Source organism: Devosia yakushimensis (genome assembly GCF_030159855.1).
Classification (GTDB): Bacteria; Pseudomonadota; Alphaproteobacteria; order Rhizobiales; family Devosiaceae; genus Devosia; species Devosia yakushimensis.
Genome location: NZ_BSNG01000001.1, coordinates 3334052 through 3358301, shown reverse-complemented (window position 1 = coordinate 3358301; position 24250 = coordinate 3334052). Strand labels below are relative to the sequence as shown.

Genomic DNA, 24250 nt, shown 5'->3' with positions numbered 1-24250 from the left:
GAAGTGTCTACTTGGTTAGGTTGGACAATGGCAGTAATTGGCGAAGTGAACCAGCACAACCAACTTTTGGTCGAAAAAACTGACCAAAGAGGCAATCATCCAAACGCGAAGCTCTGGTTGCTTGAATGCAAAATAGACGCATGTGGCGAGCGCTACCACGCAAACAGCTGTGATTTTCATATTAGACGATGCCCCAAGCATGGTGGACGACCGCCGTCCGATCGCGCCGCTTAGGAATAAACTATCAGGAGGACGTCATGACCTATCGGGCCGATCCGGCGCGCTATGACAGCATGCACTATCGCCATTCCGGCCGTTCGGGGCTCAAGCTCCCGATCATAAGCCTGGGGCTCTGGCAGAATTTCGGCGGCACGCGCGACTATCCGGGCGCCATGGAAATCCTGGGCCATGCCTTCGATGCCGGCATTACCCATTTCGATCTCGCCAACAATTATGGGCCCCCCGCCGGCTCGTCCGAAGAGCTGTTCGGGCAGGTCATGGCGCGCGATTTCCGGCCCTATCGGGATGAGCTGATCATCTCCACCAAGGCCGGCTACAATATGTGGCCCGGCCCCTATGGCGAATTCGGCAGCCGCAAATATCTGTTGGCCAGCCTCGACCAGAGCCTCAAGCGGATGGGGCTCGACTATGTCGATATCTTCTATTCGCACCGCTATGACCCCAATACTCCGCTTGAGGAAACCATGGGCGCGCTGGCCCAGGTGGTGCGGCAGGGCAAGGCGCTTTATGTGGGGATTTCGAGTTATCCCGAAGCCGAAACGCGGGAAGCCCATCGGATTTTGAAGGAAATGGGCGTGGCGACGACCATCCACCAGCCCAGCTATTCGGTGCTCAATCGCTGGATCGAGAATGACCATACGATCGATGCCTGTGGCGAGCTGGGCATCGGCATCATCGCCTTTTCGCCGCTGGCGCAGGGCGTGTTGAGCGGCAAGTATAATACCGGCAGCAAGGAAGGCACCCGCGCGGCCAATAGCAATACCTCGCTCCGCGCCAGCCATGTCGAGCCGCGCGTGCTGGAGGCGGTCGACAAGCTGGGCGCCATCGCCCGGGCGCGGGGGCAGTCCATGGTGCAATTGGCCTTGAGCTGGGTGCTGCGGCGCAAGGAAATGACCTCGGCGCTGGTGGGCGTGCGCACGCTCGATCAGCTCAAGGACAATCTGGGCGTGCTCAACAATCTGGAGCTGAGCGCGGAGGAGATTGCCCAGATCGATGAGGCCACCAAAGGCGGGCAGATGGAACTGCATCCCAGTCCGAAGGGGTGGTTGCGGTAGGGCTGGCGAGTAATTCTCGTCCTCCCCACGGTGTCATTCCCGCGAAAGCGGGAACCTCTGTTTGGGCCCTAGACAAGAAAAACGGAGGTTCCCGCTTTCGCGGGAATGACACTGTGGTTGGAAGTAGACCTCGTGATTCGACAGGCTCACCATGAGGTCTTTTTGGGCTTAATCCCAGTCAAACCTTGGCGCATCCAGCGCGGTGAGGGCTTCCGCGCTCTCCCCGCCGATGCGGCGCAGGAGCAAGGTACCCAGGCTATGCCCGGCCTTGGTGAAATCCTCGAACACGGTCTCCGCGCCAGGCTGGAATTGGGCGAAAAGCTGGGAGGCCTGCTTGGTGACGACATGGGCCGATTGGCCCACCGTCCGCCCGGCCTCGTTGAGGGCGCCGATCACGGCGAGCGCCGAGATTTCCGAGGCGCAGACATAGCCGTCCGGCCCACCGTCGGGGCGCCGGGCGCGTTTGGCAACATGGGTGCGGATGGCGTCGGTGGGGCTGCCCAGATTGATGTCGGCGGCAAATTCATGCTCGATGCCCGCTTCCCCGGCTGCGCGGGCAATGCCGGCCTTGAGATGCTCGGTATAGGTCAGGGCGCTATCGGGCAAGACGATGGAAACGCGCCGGCAGCCCTTCTGCACCAGACGCTTGACCGCGCCATAGGCAAAGGCCTCGTTGTCGAAATCCACCCAGGGATGGGCATCGGGCCAGCGGCTGCGGCCATGGCTGATAAAGGGGAAGTCGTTGTCGAGCAGGAACCGGACCCGCTCGTCATACATCTCGGTCTTGGAGAAGACCACGCCATCGGCCATGCGGTTGCGCACGATATGGCGGATCGGGTCCATCGGCGACACATTGCGGAACAGCGGGGTGATGACCAGGTGATAGGGCGTATTGCGCATCGCCTCGGTCAGCCCGCTGACGATCGAAGTGCCGAAGCCATAGATCTGTTCATCGGGCTCGAGCACCAGCGAGAGCACATTGGTCCGCCCGGTCTTGAGCCGCAGGGCCGCGCGGTCAGGCAGGTAGCCGATTTCGGCGGCGACCTTTTGCACCCTGTCGCGGGTATCCTGCGCCAGCTCGGGGGCATTGTTGAGCGCGCGGGACACTGTGGTCACCGCAAAGCCGGTCAGCTCGGCAATGGTCTTGAGCGTCGGCTTGCCGGTGGGCTTGACGCCGCGCTTTGCCTTGGCCGGTATGTCGTCGTCGGGCACGCAGCACCCCTCTTGGCCGCCCTTGGCGGGCGGCGGTCACATCAGGGGCGGACAACACCAGATTGTCGCTGATACTGCAAGCATGGTGCGTTATGTCATGGTTCCGTCATAATATGACAAAATCACCCCAGTTTTCGTTATTCGCCGAAAGTCGAGCAGGCTTTTTTCAGAAATCGTCATTCTATGGCGCTGGCCGGGCTGGAAATTGCGCTCAAACGCTCCTATCTTGCCTTCACCGCTGGCAAGCCCCGGCGGCCTAATCGTTCACCCTGCAGGAGAGGACTGAAGATGACATCATCGAATACCTTCACCATCCATGCCGGCTGCTCGATCGTACGTCTCTCCATGCAAGCCTCAAAACGCTGGCAAGGGATCTGTCGCTCAAAACGAATGTGACCTCGTCACAACCTCGTCTCAAACCCTCGATAGAACCCCAGCGTTGCCGATTCACCCCGGTAGTCCTTCCAGGACTAGCCGCAAGGGTGGTGAATGAGTCGACGCCAAGTGGAGCATCCACTGATGCAGGAAAACAGTCTAGATCGGGCCAAGGCCCACAAGCCTATCGTCATTGAAGTTGCCGGCGAGCCTTTGGGCGTCGTCGTGCCGCATGAAGCAGGTTATCGCTTCCTCGCCGTTCGTCTGCCCGCCTTCGCCATCGATGGCCAGCATTTCGAAACCGTCGAAAAGGCGCATTTTGCCGTGTCCCAGGCCGTCCGCAAGGGCAGCGCCGACGCGGCCTGAATTCGACTCAAAAAGACGAAAAACAAAAAAGGCATTCCCGTTCCGGGGATGCCTTTTGTTTTTTGGGGGCGTGGCATTTGGTTGGGCGCATTCATAAGCACCGTGTCATCCCGGCGCAGGCCGGGATCCATCCTGATGACTGTCCCCTTACAGCGGTAGTCGTGGGGAGATGCGGACATGGATTCCGGCCTGCGCCGGAATGACATCGTGAGTGGTGTGGGTCCCGAGCAAACACCCAAAGCCTAATCATCATTGGTCGCGTTGAGTTCCTCGGGGCGGCGGCCCTCGCTTGGCTCCGCCGGCCGGTCGATCACGGCCTTGATCACGTCGACCAGGGCTTCGATATCAACCTGCCTGGCGCCCTGCCGGGCCAGTTCCCCGGCAATCGCTTCAGCCAGCATTTCACGCGAGGGCGCGATGTCATGACTAACCATTGCCATCGATCGAAATTCCCTGCTCGTCCAGCCGGACCTCGACGCCGGGCCGGTTCTGCTGCTGATAGGTATAGATGGCAAATGCCGCCACCGCGATCAGCAAGACAGCGATCACGGCATAAAGACCATTGCGACTCATGAGAACTCCCGGCGTTCGACGCTTATGACGCAGATACAACGCGTTAGCGCCCAACTGGTTCACTGCGCCGCGATTTGCCGCAGCGCCATGACGAAGGCGGTGACCCCGATGGCCAGCGAGCCGGAATTGTCGATGACGATGGGGGCAATGCCGGCGGGAACCGGCGCGGATTCGCGGGCCAGCCGCGCAGTGATCTGTTCGCGGTTTTCCCGGCCGCGCCGCATCAGGCGCTCGGCGCGCAGCGAAATTTCGGCGGTGACCAGCACGACCGAACAGGCCGGATACTTGCTCCGCGCCTCACCCACCACATGCCGGGAGATATTGGCCACCACCACGCGCCCCAGCGCGATATCGGTATCGACACTGAGCGGCAGGGCGTAGCGCAGGTTATGGGCGTCCCAGCACAGGGCAAAGCGCCCTGCGCTTTCCATCCTGGCAAAGGTTGGGGCATCGAGACTATCGTGGTCTTCCGCCTCGGGCGCCGCCGATCAAAGTGTCCTTGCCGACCCCCGAGGGGCCGACCACCAGCACCAGCGACCCCAGCGGTTTTGCCATATGTCAGCCGACCCTCTGCCCTTCTCGCCAAACCGCGCGCACTACGGGCAACGGCCCCGATTTGCGCACCCGCACCAGATCGGCCCGCTTGCCGATGGCGATCTGCCCGCGATCGTCAAGCCCGGCGGCCCGGGCCGGATTGAGCGTGACCATGGCCAGCGCCTGAGCCAGGCCATACCCCTCCACCCGCTCGGGCAGCACGAAAACCGCCTGCAGCAGCGCCAGGGGTACGTAATCGGAACTCAGTACATCCAATAATCCTGCCCGCACCAGGTCGGTCGCCGAGATATTGCCCGAATGCGACTTGCCGCGCACCACATTCGGCGCGCCCATCAGGATTGCAAGCCCTGCATCATGGGCCGCGGCGGCCGCTTCGAGCGTGGTGGGAAATTCGGCAATGGCCACGCCATCGGCCACGGCCTCTTCGACATGGGCGAGCGTGGCATCGTCATGGCTGGCCAAAGGCAGGCCCAGTTCGGCCGCGCGCGAGACAATGACTTGCCGGTTGGTGGCAGAATATTTTGCCTGCTCGGCCAGGCGCGCGGCGATATAGCTGTCCAGCTCGTCCTGGGTGCGCCCCATCTTGTCCTTGTAGAAGCGCTTGTAGTCGTCCAGCGAGCAGAATTGCCGCTGTCCGGGCGTATGGTCCATCACCGAGGCCAGGCGGGTTGCCGGATCGGCCGCGTAGGTCTCAAATTGCGGCACCAGATCATGGCTGGGCAATTCGCAGCGCAAATGCACGAAATGCTCGGCCCTGAGCCACCCGCCCTCGCGCCCGGCGTGAATGGCGCCGACGAGCTTGTCGACATGTTCGCCCATGGTCGGCATGTCGAAATCCGAGCCGATCCGCACCGCGTCGAACACCGTGGTAATGCCCGAGCCGGCGATCTGCACGTCATGGGCATGAAGCGAGGCCAAAGGGTCCCAGAACACGCCGGGCCGGGGCCGGTAATAGCTTTCGAGCTGGTCGGTATGAAGTTCGACGAGGCCGGCAATGAGATAGTCGCCCTCGAAATCCTCGCCGGTTTGCGTGGCGCCGCCGTCGATGGCTGATATGACGCCATCGTCCACGGCCACGCTGCCCTCGATCACCTCATCGGCCAGCACGATCCTGGCATTGCGAAAAACCTCTTCGCCCATCAGCCATTGCCTCCCAGCGGGAATTCGGCGACGCGGCGGAAGGGGCGACCCTTTTCGGATTCAACATAGAGCGAGAGGCTGTCGATGATCATCTCATCGCCCAGCACCGGGGCAAACCAGGTATTGGCCGCATTGGCGATATCGGTGGCGTCTTCCGCGGCGAGCCGGTCGGTCAGCGTCATGTGGAAGCGGAATTCTTCGAACACATAGGGGTAGCCATAGGCGTCAAGCACTTCCACCTGCCGCTCGCTCAGCCCCTTTCCGACGCGCGCAGCACGATCCTTGACGCTCATTGGCGCGCGGAACACTTCGAAGCTCTCCACTACATGGGCGGCGAAATCCTGGAGGGTCTCATTGGCTTCTTCGGGCACGAGGGCCAGGAACCCATCCAGTGAAGCCAGCTTGAGCCGGCCCAGGCTGAAGGAAGAGCGTTCGGCGGCAAAGCGGGTCAGCGCGGCGCGCAGATCGGCTTCATCAGCGCCATCGGCCAGCGCCATGGGCGCCTTGATCGTGGCGTGAAAACCGTAGCGATTGGCCGATTGGGTGAGGTTGAGCAGCCGCGTGCGGTCGATGCCGGCAACCGGCCCGTCGAATGTATCGCCATCGGCAGCGTCGCGCCCCAGCCAGGTTGCGGCGCGTTCCCAGAGGCTCCCGGTGGCCGGCGGGGCGAAATAAATCGCGAATCGTTCAGTCATTCAGAGCCTCTTTTCTTACTGTGTCGGCGAGCCGCTATCGATAATCTGTGTCTGTCGTTTGACAGTCGGCCGCGGACAGCCCCAAATGGCTGCATCACCCCTGTTGGCCTACCCTTGGCCGTATCGAGTCGCAACCCAGCCCATGGATCGCCCCCTTCTTCAGTCCTTGTTTCAGGCCGCTGTGGCCAAGGCGCAGCCGGCTCTTGCCGTACGCCTCAACCTGCCACCCAAGCCGGCGGGCCGTACGCTGGTAATCGGCGCCGGCAAGGCCTCCGCCCAGATGGCGAGAGCCTTTGAAGAGGCCTGGGACGGCCCGCTCAGCGGGCTGGTCGTGACCCGCTATGGTTATGGCGAAAGCTGCGAGCGCATCGAAATCGTCGAGGCGTCCCATCCCGTGCCGGACGAAGCCGGTTTTCTTGCCGCCCGCCGCATCATGGAAACCGTTTCGGGCCTCTCCCATGACGATCTGGTGGTGGCGCTGATTTCGGGCGGTGGTTCCTCGCTGCTGCCCGCTCCGGCGCCGGGGCTGACGCTCGATGACGAACAGGCCATCAACCGGGCACTTCTCGCGTCGGGGGCGCCGATCGGGGTGATGAACCTGATCCGCAACCAGTTCTCGACCATCAAGGGCGGGCGGCTGGCGGCCCATTGCGGCCCTGCTCGGGTGGCAACGCTGGTGGTGTCCGATGTGCCCGGCGACGATCCGGCCATCGTTGCCTCCGGCCCCACCATTCCCCTGGCGGGAACGCGCGAACTGGCGCGCAAATATGCCAATCTCTACCGGCTCGACCTGCCGCCGGCGGCACAGGCTTTGCTGGCCGGCGAGGATGACCTGGCTCCGCTGCCCAGCGATCCGGGCTTTGCCCGCAACACCGTGCGCACCATCGCCTCGGCCGCTTTGTCGCTGGAGGCGGCCGCCGACCTCGCCCGGCAACAGAAGGTCGAGGCCGCCATTCTCTCCGATTCCATCGAAGGGGAATCGCGCGACGTGGCCCAGGTCCATGCCGCCATGGCCCGCGAAATCGCCGCCCGCAATCGCCCCTTCAACAAGCCCGTTGTGCTGCTGTCGGGCGGGGAAACCACGGTAACCCTGCGCGGCAAGGGCAGGGGCGGGCGCAATGCCGAATTCCTCTTGGCCTTTGCCATCGCCATCGATGGCGTCGAGGGCATTACCGCCCTGGCCGCCGATACCGACGGGATCGATGGTTCGGAGGACAATGCCGGCGCCTTCTGCGATGGCACCACGGCCACGCGGCTGCGCCATGCCGGCATCGACCCGCTGGCGGCCCTGGCCGATAATGATGCATATTCGGCCTTCGCGGCCATTGGTGACCTGCTGGTCACCGGGCCGACCGGCACCAATGTAAATGACTTCCGGGCAATTCTGATCCGCTAGGAGACGGCCATGGCAAAGGTTTTGGGCATTGGCGGCATGTTCTTTCGCTCGCGCGACACGGCAGCGCTTGCGGCCTGGTATGAAACCCATCTCGGCGTGGCCGAGCTCTTCAACCAGGAGGCGGGGCTCACCGTCTTCGCGCCATTCAAGCAGACCAGCACTTATTTTCCCGCCGACAAGCAATGGATGATCAATTTCCGCGTCGATGACCTGGACGGCATGATGGACCAATTGCGTGCGGCGGGTATTGCCATCGAGACCCGTCCGGATGAATGGGACACGCCCGAAACCGGGCGCTTCGCGCGCATCCACGACCCCGAGGGCAACCAGATCGAGCTCTGGGAGCCTTCGGCCTAGCCACAAAAATCATACAAATCGGCGAGCAGCCCCTTGGCAGAGCCGGGGGCTCTCTGTTCTATACGCCCGCATTTCCGGCAAGAGGACCGACCATTGGCCAAACGCAAAATCGCCGTCATCGGTGTGGGCAAGATCGCGCAGGACCAGCACCTGCCGGTGATCGATAATTCCGACGATTTCGAACTGGCGGCCACCGTGTCGACGCGCGGCGTCGGTCACAATGGCCTGCCGGTGTTCAAGACCCCGGCCGAGCTTTATGCGGCCATGCCGGACGTGTCGCTGGTGTCGATCTGCACGCCCCCGGGCATCCGCCATCAATATGTCCGCGAGGCGCTGGAAGCCGGCAAGGACGTCATGATGGAAAAGCCCCCCACGACGACGATTTCCGAACTGGACGACCTGGTCGCCTATGCCGGCCGGCTCGGTCGCGTGCTCTATCAGACTTGGCATTCCCAATATAATGCCGCGGTCGACCGCACCCGGGATATCCTGGCCGAAAGCGGGGTCAGATCGGTACGCATCGACTGGCGCGAAAGCGTGCGCAAATGGCATCCGGGCCAGGATTGGGTCTGGGAGCCGGGCGGGTTCGGCGTCTGCGATCCCGGCATCAATGCCATGTCCATCTTCACCAAGATCATGCCCTTCCCGGTCTTTGTGGAGGCGAGCAAGTTGACCTTCCCGGCCAATCGGCAGACCCCGGTCGATGTCGAGATCGCCTTCAAATCCGGCCAGCTGCACAAGCCGGGCCTGTCGGCCGGGTTCAATTGGCTCGAAGAGAGCGGGGAAATCTGGACCATCCGCGTCGAGACCATGGCCGGGGATGTACTCAAGCTCGAAAATGGCGGCCGCAGCCTGCGCGTCAATGACGAGCTGGTGCTCCAGCATGGCGACGGGGAATATGCGGCCATGTATGAGCGGTTCGCGACGCTCCTCGACCGCCACGAAACCGATGTCGACGCCGCGCCACTACGGCTGATGGCCGATGTGTTTTTGCTCGGCGCCAGGGAGAATGGGCCGGATTTCGAGTGGTAAATTTCGGATTGGGGCCCTCATACCCCCACCCTTGATCCCTCCCCACAAGGGGAGGGAGACGATGGAACCGAGAAGGCAGTGCCTGCGCCTCCCTCCCTTGATGGGGAGGGAATGAGGGTGGGGTGGGCGAGAGCCACGGAAGTCTGTCTACTGCTTCCCAGCAGCACTCAGCGCCTTCAAATCCGCATCGCTGAGCTTGAGCCGGACGCCCTTGGCGAGGCTCTTGACCTGTTCCACTGATGTCGCCGAGGCGATCGGGGCGCTGACGCCCTTTTGTGCGACCAGCCATGCCAGCGACACTTCGGCGGGAGTGGCGTCATTGGCCTTGGCGACCGCGTCGAGGGCGGAGAGGATCGCTTCGCCCTTCTTATCGAGATATTTCTCGATGCCGCCGCCACGCTGGCTTTTGCCGAGATCGGTCTTGGAGCGGTATTTGCCGGTCAGGAACCCTGAGGCGAGGCTATAATAGACGATGGTGCCGATTTCCTGCTCGATGGCGAGCTTTTGCAATTCGCCTTCGAAATCGGCGCGGTCATAGAGATTGTATTTGGGCTGCAGCACTTCATAGCGCGGCAGCGACTTGATCACCGAAATCTCCTCGGCGTCCCGGACCATTTGCGGGGTGTAGTTCGAGGCCCCCACCACGCGCACCTTGCCGGCGCGGATCAGCACGTCATAGGCGCCCAGGGTTTCTTCGTGGCTGGCATCGGGATCGGGCCAGTGGCTGAAATAGAGATCGACATAATCGGTCTGCAGCCGCTTGAGCGAGGCCTCGATCGAGGTCTTGATGCCCTCGGCACTCAGCCCGTTCTTGACCTTGCCCGAATTGACCTTGGTGATGATATGCACGGCGTCGCGATTGCCGCGCGCCTTGAGCCATTTCCCGATAATGGTCTCGCTCATGCCCGGGGGATTGCCCGGCACCCAATTGGGATAGCCCTCGGCCGTGTCGAGCGCGGTAAAGCCGGCATCGACAAAGGCGTCCAGAATGTCGAAGCCTTGTTTTTCGTCGACCGTCCAGCCGAAGACATTGCCGCCCAGCACAAGCGGTTCGATGACAAGTTCACTGCGTCCGAGCGGGCGGCGATCCATGGGTATTCTCCTGTTGTGGTAATGCTCTAAACGTCTCCGCCCGCATTGGGTTCGCCGGGGCGGGGCAGGCGTGGCGCACAAAAGGCCAGCGCCGTGTTGATGGCGAAGAGCGATCCGGTCAGGTCGATGAAATAGACCGGAGCATCCCTCTCGCCCGATTTCTGCAGATAGACATAGGCACCCTGGGCCAGCCGTTCCAGCAGCCAGGGCCCGTCCGCGACGAATTTGCCGCCATAGGGCAGGGCGGGTTCGGCAACCAGGGTGCGTACTTCGCGGTCTATGGTTATGTCCCAGAGGCCCGGCGCCGTCGCCTTGTCGCTGGTGTGAATATGGACCCCGGTGGTGAAATCATCCTCGCAGCGTACCGCAAGGCACGCGAAATCCTCCGGTTTTCCATCCCGCGCGCATCCCAGCGTGGCGCGGTCGCCTTCCCCCGGCAGGGGCGAATAATGCCAGCCCGGCTCCTGCGCCAGGGCCGGGGAAACCAGCAGCAGCGCCAGCGCGGCTATTTGGGCTCGATAAGGTCCCATTTGTTCCCGTAGAGATCTTCGAAGACGGCAACGCTCCCATAGGGCTCGTGCCGGGGCTCTTCGAGAAAATGGACGCCGCGCGCAAGCATGGCGGCATGATCGCGCATGAAGTCGTCGGTTTCCAGAAACAGCATGACGCGGCCGCCCGTCTGGTTGCCTATGGCCCGGCGCTGTTCGGCCCCGTCGGCCCTGGCCAGAAGGAGCCTGGCACCCGTGCCGCCCGGCGGCGCCACCACGACCCAGCGCTTGCCGCCGCCCATAGGGGTGTCGCTGAGCACACTGAAGCCGGCCTGATCGCGGTAAAATGCTATCGCCTCATCATATTCGGCGACGACAAGGGCAATGGTGGCGATGGAGCGGGTCATGTTTCCTTTGGATCACTGCCGCCTATCGCCGGTCAAGCGGCAGGTCGTTGCAACCGAACGGATCGGTCCGAAACCGTCCATTGTTGTGGAATGGGGCAATCACTGTCATCGAATTGACCAAATGGTAAAACTCACCCATTGCGCTCCCCTAAATTCTAGGCTTTGTTGGCGCCCAAGCTCCGGCCGGCAAACCGGATGCGCAAAAAACTTTCTCGGGAGACAACAATCATGAAATTGATGACCACCCTGCTAGCGGCTTCAGCCATGCTGGCTCTGGCCGCGGGCGCTGCCCAGGCCAAGCAGCTGGTATTCTGTTCCGAAGCTTCCCCGGCGCACTTCGATCCCGGTCCGACCACCGGCGGTAACGACTTCGACGCCTCTTCGCGCACCATCTACAATCGCCTCGTCGAGTTCGAAAAAGGCGGCACCGCCATCGAGCCGGGCCTGGCCGAGAGCTGGAGCACCTCCGAAGACGGCAAGGAAATCACCTTCAAGCTGCGTCCGGGCGTCAAGTTCCACACCACGTCCTATTTCACCCCCACCCGCGATCTCAATGCTGACGACGTGATCTTCAGCTTCGAGCGCCAGTGGAAGGAAGACAATGCCTGGTTCGCTTATCTCGACGGCCTGACCTGGGACTATTTCCAGGGCATGGACATGCCCCGCTACATCAAGGAAATCGTCAAGGTTGACGACCTGACCGTCAAGTTCGTGCTCAACGAACCCAATGCGCCGATGATCGCCAACCTGGCCATGGACTTCGCGTCCATCGTCTCCAAGGAATATGCCGATCAGCTCGCTGCCTCGGGCGATCTGGCTGCCTTCTCGACCCAGCCGGTCGGCACTGGCCCCTTCGTGTTCGCGGACTATCAGCTCGATACCGTCATCCGCTACCAGGCCTTCCCCGACTATTGGGCCGGCAAGCAGCCGATCGACGATCTGATCTTTGCCATCACCACCGATCCCTCGGTGCGGGCCCAGCGTCTGCTGGCCGGCGAATGCGATATCATGGCCTATCCGGCGCCTGCCGATATCGCCCAGCTGCAGGGCAATGAGAACCTGGTGGTGCAGGAGCAGGAAGGCCTCAATATCGGCTATATGTCCTACAACACCACCGAGCCGCCGTTCGACAATGTCAATGTGCGCAAGGCCCTCTCCATGGCTGTCGACAAGGCTGCCATCATCGAGGCGGTCTATCAGGGTGCCGGCCAGGACGCCAAGAACCTGATCCCGCCCACCATGTGGAGCTACAACAACAATATCCCCGCCGACACCTATGATCCGGAAGCCGCCAAGAAGCTGCTCGAGGAAGCCGGCGTGACGGGCCTCACCACCGATCTCTGGGCCATGCCGGTGTCGCGTCCCTACAATCCCAACGCCCAGCGCGTTGCCGAACTGATCCAGGCTGACTGGGCGGCGATTGGCGTCACCGCCAATATCGTCTCCTACGAATGGACCGAATATCGCGAGCGCGGCAAGCAGCCCGACCGCAAGGGCCCGTTCCAGATCGGCTGGACCGGCGACAATGGTGATCCGGACAACTTCTTCGCCACCCTGTTCTCCTGCTCGGCCATTGGCGTGTCCAATTACTCGAGCTGGTGCAACCAGGAATTCGAAGACCTGATCCAGAAGGCCAAGACCACTGCCGACCAGGCCGAGCGCACAGCGCTCTATGAAAAGGCCCAGGAGGTCTTCAAGGCTGAAGAACCTGCTCTCACGCTGGCTCACTCGAAAGTGTTCATGCCCATGAACAAGCGCGTCATCAACTACAAGATGGACCCGCTGGGCATTCACCGCTTCGACGGCGTCGACGTCACCGAGTAAGGCTAACGCCGATCAAATTACGGAGTCCCGGGCCGGTTTTACCGGTGCGGGGCTCCCCATTCATTTTAGAGCAGGGTAAAGAGGCGCCGGCCAACGGCTCCCGTCAAATGCCCCGCCACAACAGGAAACGTGCGCCCTGCCGAGTTTGCCGGCACAGCGCTTTAGGGTAAAGACCCGCATGCTCAATTACATTCTGCGCAGGCTTGCGCTGATCGTGCCGACCATCATCGGCATTTCCATATGTGCTTTCGCCTTTGTCCGCGTGCTGCCGGGCGACCCCATCCTGGCCATGGCCGGCCAGCACGGCGTGACGCCGGAACGCTACGAAATCCTGCGCGAGCAGTTCGGCTACAATTTGCCGATCTGGCAGCAATATTTCAATTATCTCGGCGGCATCCTGCAGGGCAATTTCGGTGTCTCGCTGGCCACCAAGCGCCCGGTCATCACCGAATTCATGACGCTCTTTCCCGCCACGATCGAATTGGCCCTGGTCGCCATGTTCCTGGCGGTGATCATCGGCATTCCTGCCGGCATCTTCGCTGCGGTCAAGCGCGGTTCCTGGTTCGACCAGCTCACCATGGGCGTGGCGCTGACGGGCTATTCCATGCCCATCTTCTGGTGGGGCCTGCTGCTGATCATCTTCTTTTCCGGCTATCTGGGCTGGACGCCGGTTTCGGGCCGCATCGCGCTCTCTTTCTTCCTGCGTCCCATCACCGGCTTCATGCTGGTCGATACCCTGCTCTATGGCAATTGGGCTGCTTTCGTATCGGCGCTGCGCCATCTGATCCTGCCGGCTGTGGTGCTGGGCACTATTCCCCTGGCGGTCATCGCCCGGCAAACGCGCTCGGCCATGCTCGAAATCCTGGGCGAGGATTATGTGCGCACCGCAAAGGCCAAGGGCATGTCGCCCCGCCGGGTGATCAATGTGCATGCCTTGCGCAATGCGCTGATCCCGGTGGTCACGACCATTGGCCTGCAGATCGGCCTGCTCATGGGCGGCGCCATTCTCACCGAAACCATTTTCTCCTGGCCCGGCATTGGCAAATGGATGATCGATTCCATCGCCAAGCGCGACTATGTCGTCGTGCAATCGGGCCTCTTGCTGATCGCGCTTATCGTCATGGCGGTGAACCTGATCGTCGACGTGCTCTATGCCGTCATCAACCCGCGTATCAGGGTGCAGTAAGATGACCGAAACAACCCAACCCGTTCCCGTCAAGTCCGACCGCCTCGCCGCCCTGCGCGAATTCTGGCACTATTTCTCCATCAATCGCGGTGCGGTCATTGGCCTGGTGGTCTTTGCCCTCCTGGTGCTGATCGCCATTTTCGCGCCCCTCCTGGCGCCTTATTCGCCCGACCAGCAATATCGCGACGCCATCCTCAAGCCCCCGTTCTGGGAAATGGGCAGCGATCCGCGCTTCCTGCTCGGCACCGATCCGGTGGGGCGCGACATGCTCTCCCGCCTCATCCATGGCGCCCGCTATTCACTGTTCATCGGCTTTTTCGTCGTGGTCGGTGCGCTCATTGTCGGCGTGACGCTGGGCGTGCTCGCCGGCTATTTCCGCGGCTGGGTCGATGCGCTGATCATGCGCGTCATGGATATCATCCTGGCCTTCCCCTCGCTGCTCCTGGCGCTGGTGCTGGTGGCCATTCTGGGGCCGGGCCTGTTCAACGCCATGGTGGCCATTGCCCTGGTGCTGCAACCGCACTTTGCCCGCCTCGTCCGCGCCGCCGTCATGGCGGAAAAGAACCGCGAATATGTGACCGCCGCCCGCCTCTCCGGCGCCGGGCATTTCCGGCTCATGCTGGTGACCATCCTGCCCAATTGCCTTGGGCCGCTGATCGTTCAGGCGACGCTGAGTTTCTCCAATGCGATTCTGGAAGCCGCCGCTCTTGGTTTCCTGGGCATGGGCGCTCAGCCACCAACCCCGGAATGGGGCACCATGCTGGCTTCGGCCCGCGAATTCATCCTGCGCGCGCCCTGGGTCGTGACCTTCCCGGGTCTAGCGATCCTGATCACCGTGCTCGCCATCAACCTCATCGGCGACGGATTGCGCGATGCGCTCGATCCCAAGCTCAAGAGGAGCTAAGATGCCTCTGCTCGATATCAAGAACCTGACCGTTTCCTTCGATACCTCGGTGGGCCTGTTCAAGGCCGTCGACGGGATTGATGTGTCGGTCGATGCCCGCGAAGTCCTCGCCATTGTCGGGGAATCCGGCTCGGGCAAGTCCGTGGCCATGCTCGCGGTCATGGGGCTGCTCCCCGGCACCGCGACCGTCACTGCTGATAAAATGCAATTCGAGGGCCTCGACCTGCTCTCCATGTCGCCAGCCGACAAGCGCAAGATTATCGGCAAGGACATTGCCATGATCTTCCAGGAGCCCATAGCCAGCCTCAATCCCTGCTTCACCGTAGGCTTTCAGATCGAGGAAGTGCTGGCCAAGCATATGGGGCTGAAGGGCAGGGCGGCCCGCCAGCGCGCGGTGGAATTGCTGCATCTGGTCGGCATCAAGGATGGCGCCGAACGGCTTGGCGCTTTCCCCCATCAGATGAGCGGCGGCCAATGCCAGCGCGTCATGATCGCCATGGCCATTGCCTGCAATCCCAAGCTGCTGATTGCGGACGAACCCACCACTGCGCTCGATGTGACCATCCAGAAGCAGATCCTTGATCTCTTGGTCCGGCTCCAGGCCGAGCATGGCATGGGCCTCATCATGATCACCCACGACATGGGCGTCGTCGCCGAAACGGCCGACCGGGTCATCGTGCAATATAAGGGGCACAAGATGGAGGAAGCCGATGTGCTTTCTCTCTTCGAAAACCCCAAATCCAATTACACGCGCGCGCTGCTCTCGGCCCTGCCGGAAAATGCGGTGGGCGATCGCCTGCCCACGGTGTCCGACTTCGTCTTTGAACCCGCGCCGGGAGTGGCATGATGAGCGCCCCCGTCCTCGAAGTTCGTAACCTCACCCGTGACTATACCTCGTCCGGCGGCTTTCTGCGGCCGGCCAAGGTGGTGCATGCCGTCAAGGGCGTGAACTTCACCCTCGACAAAGGCCGGACCCTGGCCGTGGTGGGCGAAAGCGGCTGCGGCAAGTCGACCCTGGCGCGCATGGTCACGCTGATCGATCCGCCCACATCGGGCGAAATCCTGATCGATGGAAAACCGGTCGATGCCGGCCACGTCACCCATGAGATGCGCCAGAAGGTGCAGATCGTGTTTCAGAACCCCTATGGTTCACTCAATCCGCGCCAGAAGATCGGCGACGTGCTGGCCGAGCCCCTGCTGCTCAATACCAAGATGTCCGCGGCCGAACGGCGCGAGCGGGCCATGGCCATGCTGCTCAAGGTCGGGCTGGGCGCCGAGCATTTCAACCGCTATCCGCACATGTTCTCGGGCGGCCAGCGCCAGCGCATCGCCATTGCCCGCGCGCTGATGCTCAATCCAAGCTTCCTCGTGCTGGACGAGCCGGTATCGGCGCTCGACCTCTCCGTCCAGGCGCAGATTCTCAACCTGCTCAAGGATCTGCAGGACGAGTTCGGGCTGACCTATGTGTTCATCAGCCACGATCTGAGCGTGGTGCGCTATATCGCCGACGAGGTCATGGTCATGTATTTCGGCGATGTCGTCGAACATGGTAGCCGCGACGAGGTCTTCGGCAATCCCCAGCACGCCTATACCAAGACGCTCTTTGCCGCGACGCCCAAATCCAGCGTCGAATCGATCCGCGACCGCCTGGCCAAAAAGGCGGCCCTGGCCTCCTAGCCTTTCGCGACTGGCAGCGCGTGGCCGAGCCGCGCGCTGTCCATGATGGCGTCGATCAGCCGATGGGCGCGTAGCGCGGTTTGGCCAGTCGATACCGGTTCGCGGCCTTCCCGGAGCGCGGCGGCGAAATCGGCGATCTGGCGTTGATGCCAGATAAAGGGGCCGGCCATGGGGTCGGTATTGCTGCTGGCATTGCCGGCCTCCCCGATCTGTTCGGTTCGCCCATCCTGCCAGAAAATATCGAGCACGGGGCCTTTGAGCATGGCCGTGGCCTTGGCAAAGCCGAGCGTCAATTGTTCGGGCATATCGGGAAAATGCGCCGTACTGGCGGTGAGCGAACCCAAAGCGCCATTGGCAAAGCGCAGGCCCGCCACCGCGAAGTCTTCGGTTTCCATGCGGTGAAATCCGCTCGTTGCCGTCATGGCGACAACCTCTGAAACCGCTCCGCAAAGGCTCAGCATCAGATCGAGCGTGTGAATGGCCTGGTTCATCAATACGCCCCCGCCATCCTGCGCCAGCGTGCCGCGGCCGGGCTGGTCGTAATAGCCCTGCTGCGAGCGCCATTTCGGCACGGTCACCTGCACGGTCTGGAGGGCTCCGAAGGCGCCCGCCGCGATCCGCTCGGCCAGTGCGCGGCTGGCATTGCGAAAGCGATGCTGAAAGATGACGCCGAGTACGATCCCGGCGGCGTGGCATTGGGCAGAGAGCCGCTCGGCCGCTGCGGTGGTCCGCTCCACCGGCTTTTCGATAAGCACATGCTTGCCGGCTCTGGCGGCCGCCGCAACGATATCCTGCCGCGCATTGGGCGGGGTCAGCACCAGCACCATGTCGAGCCGCGGATCGGCCAGCAGTGCCTCGTAACTCTGGGCAGCGGTAAAGCCATAGGTCTGGCAAAAGCCATCCAGCTCAGCCCGATTGCGCCGGTGGACGCCCAATACGGCGATCTCGTCCTTGAGAGCCTGCAGCGCCAGGGCATGCGGCTTGGCGCCCATGCCCGCGCCGACAATACCCAGCCCCAACCGTCCGCTCTCGTCCGCCATGCCCTGCTCCCCGTTTTATGCGGGCAGGCCTATCACGGCGTCGCCGGGCTGTCGCCCTTTCAGGAAGCGCGCCGCCAGCGCTGTTCGGCCAGGAATGTCTCGAGATCGTTCCGGCTCATCGGCCGGGCAAAGGCATAGCCCTGCAGGATATCGCACCCCAGTTCGGCCAGGATCGCGGCATGCGCCATGGTTTCCACGCCCTCGGCGATGACGGAAATGCCCATGGATTTGCCGATATCGACGATCGAGGCCAGCAATTGGCGCTGTCCGGCATCATCGAGGATGGGATCGACCAATTGCCGGTCGATCTTGAGCCGCGCCGGCCGCAATTTCTGCAGCGACACAATGGAGGCATAGCCCGTGCCGAAATCGTCGATTTCCACCTCGATGCCCAATTCCTTGAGCCGGTCGATATTGTGGGCGACCACGGCGTCGCTCTCATCGAGATAGATCGATTCCACCAGTTCGAACGATACCCGTCCCGGCGGGATATGGAGTTTTTGCAGCCCCGCGATCAGCTCGTCGTCATGCAGCCGCCGGTGGGAGACATTGACCGAGGCCCGCGGCACCTTGAGGCCCATGGCGTCCCAGCGCTCGAGATCGGCCAGCGATTGGTCGAGAATGACGCGATCGATGCTCGCCACCACATTGAGCTCTTCGGCTATGGCCAGAAACGCGTCGGGCGTGCGCAGGCCGAGCACGGGATGGCGCCAGCGCGCCAGGGCCTCGACCCCCACCACATCGTGGCTATGGGCGTCGAACTGGGGCTGGTAGAAGGCGACGAATTCGTTGCGCTCGAGCCCGCTCAGGATTTCGTCCGCCAGGCGCTTGGTATGCACCACTTCGGCCTGCAGCGTGTCCGAGAAATATTCGAACCGGTTCCGCCCGCGCGCCTTGGCGCGGTAGAGCGCGATATCGGCATTGACCAGCACCCGGGCCACGTCGATATCGGCGCCATGTCCGGCGGCAATGCCGATGCTGACCCCGAACCGGCATTGATGGCCCTGATAATTCACCGGCTTGCGCATCTGGTTGATGATCCGCTCGGCCATCACGCCCAGATATTCGTCTCCATCCCCTGCCGGGCAGACCACGACGAATTCGTCGCCCCCGATCCGCGCCACGAAATCGGTGGTCCGGCAATTGGCGCGCAGCACGGTGCTGGCATGGATCAGCATGGCGTCACCAGCGGCATGCCCCAGCGTGTCGTTGATCTGCTTGAAGCGGTCGAGATCCAGATGCAGCACGGCAATGCTGCCGCTGCCGGCATAGCCGCGTGCCGCATTGCGCTTGAGGATGTCATCGAGATAGCGCCGGTTGGGCAGGCCCGTGAGGCTATCATGGAGCGCATTGTGCTCGATCCGGTTCTTGGCGGCTTCCAGCTCCCGGTTGCGGGCTTCGGTCAGAAGCTTGGTGCGCCGCAAATCCTCGTTGCGCGCGACATCTTCGGTTATGTCCCAGTTGACGCCGACCAGCTTGGAATGGCTCTCCGCCTCGTTATAGACCGCGCCGATCGCCTTGATGGTGCGCACCGTCCCATCTGGCCAGGTGACGCGGAACACAGAATTATAGCGTCCGCCCTTGATGCCCGAGGAAAAGTCGGTCAAAGCCTGCGCGAAATCGGCGGGGTGGAGCGCCGCCTTCCAATGCCCGAAATTGCGGAGCTTGCCATCCTTGGGCAGCCCGTAGAGCTCGTTCATCCGCTCGTCCCAGACCAGCTCGCGGGTGGCAATGTCCATTTCCCAGACACCCACCTCGGAACTGTCGAGCGCCACGGCGAGCCGGCGGGACAGCCGGTCGAGCTCGGTCTCGCGCTGCCTGAGCTCGCGGATATGGAGCTGGCGTTCCCCCATGAGCCGTCCGGTGATGACAATGGGAAAAACGATCAGCGCGCCCGCGACGAGCAAGAGGCCGCGCAAGACCCATATGCCTCGATCGACCGCCCAGCCCCCTTTGGGCCGGGCCGCGATTTCCCAGGAACCCGATGGCAGCACGACGCTGGCGACGACCGGTTGCGCGCCATCGAGGTCGGGCCCGAAGAAGCGGGTGCCCCTGGCTCCGCGCGCATCCCGGCCGGTAATGGAAATTTCGATGCCCAGGGATGGGTCGAACAGGCCGCTTTCGGCATAGAGCCGGTCGATATCGACCACCGCCGAAACAATGCCCCAGAAGCGCCGCTCGCTGCCATTGCCGGTGAAAACCGGGAAGCGCCCGACAAAACCCTGCCCGCCCTGGACCAGGTCGACCGGCCCGGCCAGCACCGTCCTGCCGGTATCGCGCGCCTTGAATACCGCTTCGCGCTGGGTGGCGTCGGTCGCATAGTCAAATCCCTCCAGCGCCTGGTTGCCCGAGGCCGGATAGATCAGGGTGACCACCAGGTCCCGCGCCGCAGCCACGAGGCGCAGCTGGCTTCTCTCTTCCAACAAGCGGGATGCGAGCGCCGAAAAGCGGCGCTCATCCATGTCCGGTTCGGTGGCCAGCGCCGAAACCAGCCCCCGCACCAATTGGATATTGCCGTTGATATTGCCTTCGAGCTTGGCGCGGATCAGGGAAATTTCGGCCTGCACTTCGGCCCGCATTCTCTCGCGGGTGAGGATCGTGGTCTGCCTGTCGAGAAAAAAGCCACCCGCCACCAGCACAATCAAGGCAATCACTGCCGGCACGGCGATCGGGCGCAGCCAGCCCAGCCTATTGTCCTGCGATAGGGTCGAATTCGTCACCGATACCATCCGCTTCCCAGTCTTCTGTCCGGGCAGGACGGCAGCCTGGGCGCACAATCTTTATGATTGCCTTATTCCCGCCCTCTTGCTTATCGGGTGGTTAGCATGCGGCTAACTGCTGGGCAGGTATTTACCCGGTTTCCACCAGCATCGTGCCGGCTTCGGCGCAGAGCGCGGTGAAGGCGGGCGATGGACTGCGGTCGGTGACGAAAATGTCGATCTGGTCGATCCGGGCGATCCTGACCGGCGCGGTGCGCGCGAATTTACCCGCATCGGCCACGAGGATGATGTGCCGCGCATTGGCGATGATGGCCTGCGCCACCTTGACCTCGCGATAGTCGAAATCGAGCAGGGCCCCGTCTTCGTCTAGCGCCGAAGCGCCGATAATGGCGTAATCGACCTTGAACTGGGAGAAAAACCCCGCCGCGGCTTCCCCCACAATGCCGCCATCGCTGCCCCGCACCACGCCGCCGGCAATCACCACCTCGAATTGCGGATAGACCCGCATGCGGTTGGCCACATTGATATTGTTGGTGATGACCAGAAGGCCCGAGTGATCGAGCAGAGCCTGGCTCACCGCCTCGGTCGTCGTGCCGATATTGATGAACAGCGATGCGTCATTGGGAATGAGCGCCGCCGCGGCCTTGCCGATGGCCTGTTTTTCCGCCGCCGCAATGCCGCGCCGCGCTTCATATTCGAGGTTTTCGATACCTGAGGGCAACACGGCCCCGCCATGCATGCGCTTGAGCAGGCGCTGGTCGCAGAGCTGGTTGAGATCCTTGCGGATGGTCTGGACCGACACGGCAAAGCGCGTCGCCAGCGGCTCGACAATGACACGCCCCTCAAGCCGGGCCAGCTCCAGTATCGCCTGCTGGCGTGTCTGCGCCTCGCTCAATCCCCGCCCCCTATGCCGGTTCGAAATCGGATGGCCGCGCCGTCACATCGGCGAGGCCGGTGGCAAAGCGCCTGGCATTGCGCACATAGCCCTCGGCCGAGCGCGTGAGCCCGGCAATGGCTTCCGCATCGAGCGTCCGGATCACCTTGCCAGGCGCCCCCACGACCAGCGAGCCATCGGGAATTTCCTTGCCCTCGGTGATCAGGGCCCCGGCCCCGATCAGGCAATTGCGGCCGATCCTGGCGCCATTGAGCACGGTGGCGCCCATGCCGATCAAGCTATTGTCGCCAATGCTGCAGCCATGCAGCATGGCTTTGTGCCCGATCGTGCAGCCTTCCCCGATGGTCAGGGGAAAGCCCATATCGGTATGGAGCACCGCATTGTCCTGCACATTGGTCCGGGCGCCGATGGTGATGGCTTCATTGTCGCCGCGCGCTACCGCGCCGAACCAGATGCCGGCATCTTCTCCCACCACCACATTGCCGACCAGCACGGCGGTCGGCGCGATCCAGGCCACACCTGGATCGATCCGCGGCGCTACGCCATCGAGTTCATATAGGCTCATGGGCTCCTCCTCAGACAATGATGCCATAGCCATCGCGCATCTCGGCGATTTCGGCCAGTGCCTGGGCGAACATCCCCCAGTCGTCGCGCTCGGCAATGGGCGCCCAGATCGCCTCGACCTCATCGATCAGCATGGTACGCGGCTTCCGGCGCGCGAAATATGGATGATCAAGATTGACCGTCTTGGTTGGCGCATAGGCCTCCATGGCATCGGCAATGGGCCGGAAGGCCTCGCTCGCATAAAGCTCGGCCGACGGACTGGCCGCCGCCCGCTCGGCACTCAGGGCCCCGCCGCGCCAATCGAAGAAAAATTGCTCATAGGGCGCCCGGGACTGGCTGAGAAAGCCGAACAGGGCCGTGACAAAGGCGCTGTCGCTGTCCACGTCGCGGGGCTCAAGCCCCAGCCGGGCCAGCATGGCGGCGGGCAGGGCGGCGCGGAATTGCGGCCAGATCGTATTGAGCGCGGGTTCCAGCGCCTCGATGCTCGATAGCGGCAGCAGGCATTCGGCTAGCCTCGTGAGGTTCCAGGCCAGGGTATCGGGCTGGCGGCCGAAACTATAGAGCCCCGTCTCGTCGAAATAGGCGGCGGTGAAATCGGGATCGTAGCTGGGCAGGAACCGCCAGGGCCCATAGTCGAAACTCTCGCCCGTGACATTGATATTGTCGGTATTGAGCACGCCATGAACGAACCCGGCGGCAATCCATTGCGCCCCCAGCCGGGCAACTGCCGCGACCACCGCTTCGAGCAGGGCGGCTGGCTTGTCGGGAGCCTCGGACAGCTGCGGATAGTAATTGGCAATCGTATAATCGACCAATTGGCCGATGCCGGCGGTGTCTTCTAGATAGGCAAGGCGCTGGAAGGTGCCAATGCGGATATGGCTATGGCTGAGCCGGACCAGCACCGAAGAGCGAGTGGGAGACGGCTCGTCGCCGCGATAGAGCTCTTCGCCGGTCTCGATCAGCGAAAAGCTCTTGGAGGTATAGACGCCCAAAGCTTCCAGCATTTCGGTGGCCAGCACCTCCCGCACGCCGCCCTTGAGCGTCAGCCGCCCATCGCCGCCGCGCGACCAGGGGGTCTTGCCGCTGCCCTTGGTGCCGAAATCGAGCAGGCGCCCATCCGTAAGGTCATATCCCTGGGCAAACAGGAAACCGCGCCCGTCCCCCAGGTCGGCATTGTAGCTGCGGAATTGATGCCCGTGATAACGCAGCGCCAACGGCTGGTTGAACGAGCCCGGCAGGGGCACGAAACGGGCAAAATGATCGATCCATTCGGCCTCGCTCAGCCCGTCGAGCCCCATCCTTGCGGCCCAGCGCTGGTCGCGATGGCGCAGGATGGTCTTGGGAAAATCGGCCGCCGCGACACGATCGAAGAACGCATCGCCGAGCGTTTCGTGCGCTGTGGCTGGTTTGAATTGGGGCATGCCGCTAGGCTACCAAGTGCCCTGCGCCAGCGCCAGTGTGCAACCCAGCCTTTCGCTTGCCTCCCTAGCGCGCTAACGCAAATCGCCCTATATCCCAAGCAATGAAACCCCAAAGCGACATTCTGCGCCTCGCGCCCTTCCAGGCCGCCATCTTCGATATGGACGGCACGCTGCTCGATACCGAAGCGGTGTTCAAAACCATCGTCTTTGAAGTCTGCACCGAGCTGGGCTTCGAAATGACCGATGCGGTGCATATGGCCATGGTGGGCTCCAGCCACGAGCGCACCAATCAATTGCTGATCGAGGCCTATGGCGTGGCTTTCCCCTATACTTTGTTTGACGAGCGCTGCCGCGTCAGCATGCGCGAGCGCACCCATGCGGGTGTGCCGGTCAAGCAGGGCGCACGGGAATTTCTGACTGAATTGCGCGATCGCAAGATCCCCATTGCCGTCGCGACGTCGTCGCGCCAGCCCCATGCTCATACCCATCTGGGTGCGGCGGGCCTGCTTGATCTGTTCGAGACCGTGGTCACCCGCGACGACGTGGTCAATCCCAAGCCCCATCCCGAACCCTATCTCACGGCAGCCCGGCGGCTTGGCATCGACCCCACGCAATGCCTCGCCCTCGAGGACAGCCATGCTGGCGTGCGGGCGGCTCATGCGGCGGGCATGCAGACCGTCATGGTGCCCGATCTGGTCCACCCCAATGATGAATTGCGGGCGCTCGGTATCTCCGTCCTGGAAAGCCTCGATCACGTGCGCCTGGCCGCGTTCACGCCCCGCTGACACCGGTTTTCTCGTTCTTTCTGGAAAGGGTCCTGGCCACGGCCGGGACCCTTTTGCTTGCGCTTCGGCGGCAATCCTTTTGTTAATAGTTTTGGCCCAGCCAAATCCCATAAACTTTTATCCTTCCCCTTAAAGCCCTGTTTGTTACGTCCCAAGCCTTTGTGCGCTAAGGGTTTTCAAGTGACGGCCGCTCGATTAACCCTAACTTAAGAAGCTAACGCTTATGGTTAACCGACGGTAAATTTCGGCTT

The 24250-nt window shown here is 62.5% G+C and carries 25 protein-coding genes; 11 read left to right on the top strand and 14 right to left on the bottom strand.

Going from position 1 to position 24250, the window contains the following annotated elements; translation table 11 throughout:
* The first annotated feature begins 257 nt into the window (after positions 1-257).
* A complete protein-coding gene (locus QQL79_RS16215; RefSeq protein ID WP_284392595.1) occupies positions 258-1295 on the top strand; it encodes an aldo/keto reductase in 1038 nt (345 codons plus the stop codon).
* A gap of 168 nt (positions 1296-1463) precedes the next feature.
* Here the strand turns inward: QQL79_RS16215 and QQL79_RS16210 are convergent, their stop codons facing one another.
* Positions 1464-2507: a LacI family transcriptional regulator gene (locus tag QQL79_RS16210; RefSeq protein WP_284392594.1), complete on the bottom strand. Its 1044-nt coding sequence runs from the start codon at positions 2505-2507 to the stop codon at positions 1464-1466.
* A gap of 489 nt (positions 2508-2996) precedes the next feature.
* On the opposite strand from QQL79_RS16210, the gene QQL79_RS16205 reads away from it, so the two are divergent.
* On the top strand, positions 2997-3248 hold the full coding sequence (locus QQL79_RS16205) for a hypothetical protein (protein ID WP_284392593.1): 252 nt from the start codon (positions 2997-2999) through the stop codon (positions 3246-3248).
* Between the two features lie 242 nt (positions 3249-3490).
* Here QQL79_RS16205 and QQL79_RS16200 read toward each other — a convergent pair whose 3' ends face one another.
* From QQL79_RS16200 to QQL79_RS16180, 5 genes are all read right to left on the bottom strand, one after another.
* Positions 3491-3688: a hypothetical protein gene (locus tag QQL79_RS16200; RefSeq protein ID WP_284392592.1), complete on the bottom strand. Its 198-nt coding sequence runs from the start codon at positions 3686-3688 to the stop codon at positions 3491-3493.
* Positions 3675-3821 (bottom strand): hypothetical protein, encoded by a 147-nt coding sequence (locus QQL79_RS16195; protein ID WP_284392591.1) that lies wholly within the window; start codon positions 3819-3821, stop codon positions 3675-3677. Before QQL79_RS16195 ends, QQL79_RS16200 begins: the two co-directional genes overlap by 14 nt.
* A gap of 59 nt (positions 3822-3880) precedes the next feature.
* Positions 3881-4252: a phosphonate metabolism protein/1,5-bisphosphokinase (PRPP-forming) PhnN gene (locus QQL79_RS16190; protein ID WP_284392590.1), complete on the bottom strand. Its 372-nt coding sequence runs from the start codon at positions 4250-4252 to the stop codon at positions 3881-3883.
* 127 nt (positions 4253-4379) lie between these two features.
* Positions 4380-5516 carry an alpha-D-ribose 1-methylphosphonate 5-triphosphate diphosphatase gene (locus QQL79_RS16185; RefSeq protein WP_370461228.1) on the bottom strand — a complete coding sequence of 379 codons (1137 nt, stop codon included), beginning with the start codon at positions 5514-5516 and terminating at the stop codon, positions 4380-4382.
* The gene (locus tag QQL79_RS16180; protein WP_284392589.1) at positions 5516-6211 is read right to left on the bottom strand and encodes a DUF1045 domain-containing protein; all 696 of its coding nucleotides are present in this window, start codon (positions 6209-6211) and stop codon (positions 5516-5518) included. Before QQL79_RS16180 ends, QQL79_RS16185 begins: the two co-directional genes overlap by 1 nt.
* Positions 6212-6353: 142 nt before the next feature.
* On the opposite strand from QQL79_RS16180, the gene QQL79_RS16175 reads away from it, so the two are divergent.
* The 3 genes from QQL79_RS16175 (at position 6354) to QQL79_RS16165 (ending at position 8996) form a co-directional block, all read left to right on the top strand.
* Positions 6354-7607 (top strand): glycerate kinase type-2 family protein, encoded by a 1254-nt coding sequence (locus QQL79_RS16175; protein WP_284392588.1) that lies wholly within the window; start codon positions 6354-6356, stop codon positions 7605-7607.
* A 9-nt stretch (positions 7608-7616) separates the two neighbouring features.
* Positions 7617-7964: a VOC family protein gene (locus QQL79_RS16170; protein ID WP_284392587.1), complete on the top strand. Its 348-nt coding sequence runs from the start codon at positions 7617-7619 to the stop codon at positions 7962-7964.
* Between the two features lie 93 nt (positions 7965-8057).
* The gene (locus tag QQL79_RS16165) at positions 8058-8996 is read left to right on the top strand and encodes a Gfo/Idh/MocA family protein (RefSeq protein ID WP_284392586.1); all 939 of its coding nucleotides are present in this window, start codon (positions 8058-8060) and stop codon (positions 8994-8996) included.
* A gap of 147 nt (positions 8997-9143) precedes the next feature.
* Here QQL79_RS16165 and QQL79_RS16160 read toward each other — a convergent pair whose 3' ends face one another.
* The 3 genes from QQL79_RS16160 to QQL79_RS16150 are packed head-to-tail and all read right to left on the bottom strand — an operon-like array spanning position 9144 to position 10983.
* Positions 9144-10088, bottom strand: a complete 945-nt coding sequence (locus QQL79_RS16160; RefSeq protein ID WP_284392585.1) for an aldo/keto reductase — start codon at positions 10086-10088, stop codon at positions 9144-9146.
* A 26-nt stretch (positions 10089-10114) separates the two neighbouring features.
* Positions 10115-10618 carry a hypothetical protein gene (locus QQL79_RS16155; RefSeq protein ID WP_284392584.1) on the bottom strand — a complete coding sequence of 168 codons (504 nt, stop codon included), beginning with the start codon at positions 10616-10618 and terminating at the stop codon, positions 10115-10117.
* Positions 10594-10983, bottom strand: a complete 390-nt coding sequence (locus QQL79_RS16150) for a VOC family protein (protein ID WP_284392583.1) — start codon at positions 10981-10983, stop codon at positions 10594-10596. Before QQL79_RS16150 ends, QQL79_RS16155 begins: the two co-directional genes overlap by 25 nt.
* A gap of 228 nt (positions 10984-11211) precedes the next feature.
* On the opposite strand from QQL79_RS16150, the gene QQL79_RS16145 reads away from it, so the two are divergent.
* The 5 genes from QQL79_RS16145 (at position 11212) to QQL79_RS16125 (ending at position 16574) form a co-directional block, all read left to right on the top strand.
* Complete coding sequence (locus QQL79_RS16145) at positions 11212-12807, top strand: ABC transporter substrate-binding protein (protein WP_284392582.1); 1596 nt, start codon at positions 11212-11214, stop codon at positions 12805-12807.
* Between the two features lie 178 nt (positions 12808-12985).
* A complete protein-coding gene (locus QQL79_RS16140; RefSeq protein ID WP_284392581.1) occupies positions 12986-13993 on the top strand; it encodes an ABC transporter permease subunit in 1008 nt (335 codons plus the stop codon).
* A 1-nt stretch (position 13994) separates the two neighbouring features.
* Positions 13995-14897, top strand: a complete 903-nt coding sequence (locus QQL79_RS16135) for an ABC transporter permease subunit (RefSeq protein WP_284392580.1) — start codon at positions 13995-13997, stop codon at positions 14895-14897.
* A gap of 1 nt (position 14898) precedes the next feature.
* Positions 14899-15744, top strand: coding sequence for an ABC transporter ATP-binding protein (locus tag QQL79_RS16130; RefSeq protein WP_284392579.1), 846 nt, complete (start codon positions 14899-14901; stop codon positions 15742-15744).
* The gene (locus QQL79_RS16125) at positions 15744-16574 is read left to right on the top strand and encodes an ABC transporter ATP-binding protein (protein ID WP_284392578.1); all 831 of its coding nucleotides are present in this window, start codon (positions 15744-15746) and stop codon (positions 16572-16574) included. Before QQL79_RS16130 ends, QQL79_RS16125 begins: the two co-directional genes overlap by 1 nt.
* Here QQL79_RS16125 and QQL79_RS16120 read toward each other — a convergent pair.
* From QQL79_RS16120 to QQL79_RS16100, 5 genes are all read right to left on the bottom strand, one after another.
* A complete protein-coding gene (locus QQL79_RS16120; RefSeq protein WP_284392577.1) occupies positions 16571-17614 on the bottom strand; it encodes a Gfo/Idh/MocA family protein in 1044 nt (347 codons plus the stop codon). The two genes, QQL79_RS16125 and QQL79_RS16120, sit on opposite strands and share 4 nt — an antisense overlap.
* A gap of 59 nt (positions 17615-17673) precedes the next feature.
* The gene (locus QQL79_RS16115) at positions 17674-20334 is read right to left on the bottom strand and encodes a bifunctional diguanylate cyclase/phosphodiesterase (RefSeq protein ID WP_284392576.1); all 2661 of its coding nucleotides are present in this window, start codon (positions 20332-20334) and stop codon (positions 17674-17676) included.
* A 130-nt stretch (positions 20335-20464) separates the two neighbouring features.
* Positions 20465-21229 carry a DeoR/GlpR family DNA-binding transcription regulator gene (locus QQL79_RS16110; protein ID WP_284392575.1) on the bottom strand — a complete coding sequence of 255 codons (765 nt, stop codon included), beginning with the start codon at positions 21227-21229 and terminating at the stop codon, positions 20465-20467.
* A gap of 10 nt (positions 21230-21239) precedes the next feature.
* A complete protein-coding gene (locus QQL79_RS16105) occupies positions 21240-21794 on the bottom strand; it encodes a gamma carbonic anhydrase family protein (protein WP_284392574.1) in 555 nt (184 codons plus the stop codon).
* A gap of 10 nt (positions 21795-21804) precedes the next feature.
* On the bottom strand, positions 21805-23214 hold the full coding sequence (locus tag QQL79_RS16100; RefSeq protein WP_284392573.1) for a protein adenylyltransferase SelO: 1410 nt from the start codon (positions 23212-23214) through the stop codon (positions 21805-21807).
* Positions 23215-23315: 101 nt separating this feature from the next.
* Here QQL79_RS16100 and QQL79_RS16095 point away from each other — a divergent pair, with 101 nt between their 5' ends.
* Positions 23316-23999, top strand: coding sequence for an HAD family hydrolase (locus tag QQL79_RS16095; protein WP_284392572.1), 684 nt, complete (start codon positions 23316-23318; stop codon positions 23997-23999).
* Positions 24000-24250 lie beyond the last annotated feature (251 nt).

Excerpts from the sequence above, each read along its gene's own strand:
- QQL79_RS16215 (WP_284392595.1), top strand. The coding sequence starts at position 258 with ATGACCTATCGGGCCGATCCGGCGCGCTATGACAGCATGCACTATCGC.
- QQL79_RS16095 (WP_284392572.1), top strand. The coding sequence starts at position 23,316 with ATGAAACCCCAAAGCGACATTCTGCGCCTCGCGCCCTTCCAGGCCGCC.
- QQL79_RS16160 (WP_284392585.1), bottom strand. The coding sequence starts at position 10,088 with ATGGATCGCCGCCCGCTCGGACGCAGTGAACTTGTCATCGAACCGCTT.
- QQL79_RS16180 (WP_284392589.1), bottom strand. The coding sequence starts at position 6,211 with ATGACTGAACGATTCGCGATTTATTTCGCCCCGCCGGCCACCGGGAGC.
- QQL79_RS16130 (WP_284392579.1), top strand. The coding sequence starts at position 14,899 with ATGCCTCTGCTCGATATCAAGAACCTGACCGTTTCCTTCGATACCTCG.
- QQL79_RS16190 (WP_284392590.1), bottom strand. The coding sequence starts at position 4,252 with ATGGAAAGCGCAGGGCGCTTTGCCCTGTGCTGGGACGCCCATAACCTG.
- QQL79_RS16155 (WP_284392584.1), bottom strand. The coding sequence starts at position 10,618 with ATGGGACCTTATCGAGCCCAAATAGCCGCGCTGGCGCTGCTGCTGGTT.
- QQL79_RS16100 (WP_284392573.1), bottom strand. The coding sequence starts at position 23,214 with ATGCCCCAATTCAAACCAGCCACAGCGCACGAAACGCTCGGCGATGCG.
- QQL79_RS16170 (WP_284392587.1), top strand. The coding sequence starts at position 7,617 with ATGGCAAAGGTTTTGGGCATTGGCGGCATGTTCTTTCGCTCGCGCGAC.
- QQL79_RS16105 (WP_284392574.1), bottom strand. The coding sequence starts at position 21,794 with ATGAGCCTATATGAACTCGATGGCGTAGCGCCGCGGATCGATCCAGGT.
- QQL79_RS16120 (WP_284392577.1), bottom strand. The coding sequence starts at position 17,614 with ATGGCGGACGAGAGCGGACGGTTGGGGCTGGGTATTGTCGGCGCGGGC.
- QQL79_RS16175 (WP_284392588.1), top strand. The coding sequence starts at position 6,354 with ATGGATCGCCCCCTTCTTCAGTCCTTGTTTCAGGCCGCTGTGGCCAAG.
- QQL79_RS16140 (WP_284392581.1), top strand. The coding sequence starts at position 12,986 with ATGCTCAATTACATTCTGCGCAGGCTTGCGCTGATCGTGCCGACCATC.
- QQL79_RS16195 (WP_284392591.1), bottom strand. The coding sequence starts at position 3,821 with ATGAGTCGCAATGGTCTTTATGCCGTGATCGCTGTCTTGCTGATCGCG.
- QQL79_RS16205 (WP_284392593.1), top strand. The coding sequence starts at position 2,997 with ATGAGTCGACGCCAAGTGGAGCATCCACTGATGCAGGAAAACAGTCTA.
- QQL79_RS16185 (WP_370461228.1), bottom strand. The coding sequence starts at position 5,516 with ATGGGCGAAGAGGTTTTTCGCAATGCCAGGATCGTGCTGGCCGATGAG.
- QQL79_RS16145 (WP_284392582.1), top strand. The coding sequence starts at position 11,212 with ATGAAATTGATGACCACCCTGCTAGCGGCTTCAGCCATGCTGGCTCTG.
- QQL79_RS16200 (WP_284392592.1), bottom strand. The coding sequence starts at position 3,688 with ATGGCAATGGTTAGTCATGACATCGCGCCCTCGCGTGAAATGCTGGCT.
- QQL79_RS16125 (WP_284392578.1), top strand. The coding sequence starts at position 15,744 with ATGAGCGCCCCCGTCCTCGAAGTTCGTAACCTCACCCGTGACTATACC.
- QQL79_RS16135 (WP_284392580.1), top strand. The coding sequence starts at position 13,995 with ATGACCGAAACAACCCAACCCGTTCCCGTCAAGTCCGACCGCCTCGCC.
- QQL79_RS16150 (WP_284392583.1), bottom strand. The coding sequence starts at position 10,983 with ATGACCCGCTCCATCGCCACCATTGCCCTTGTCGTCGCCGAATATGAT.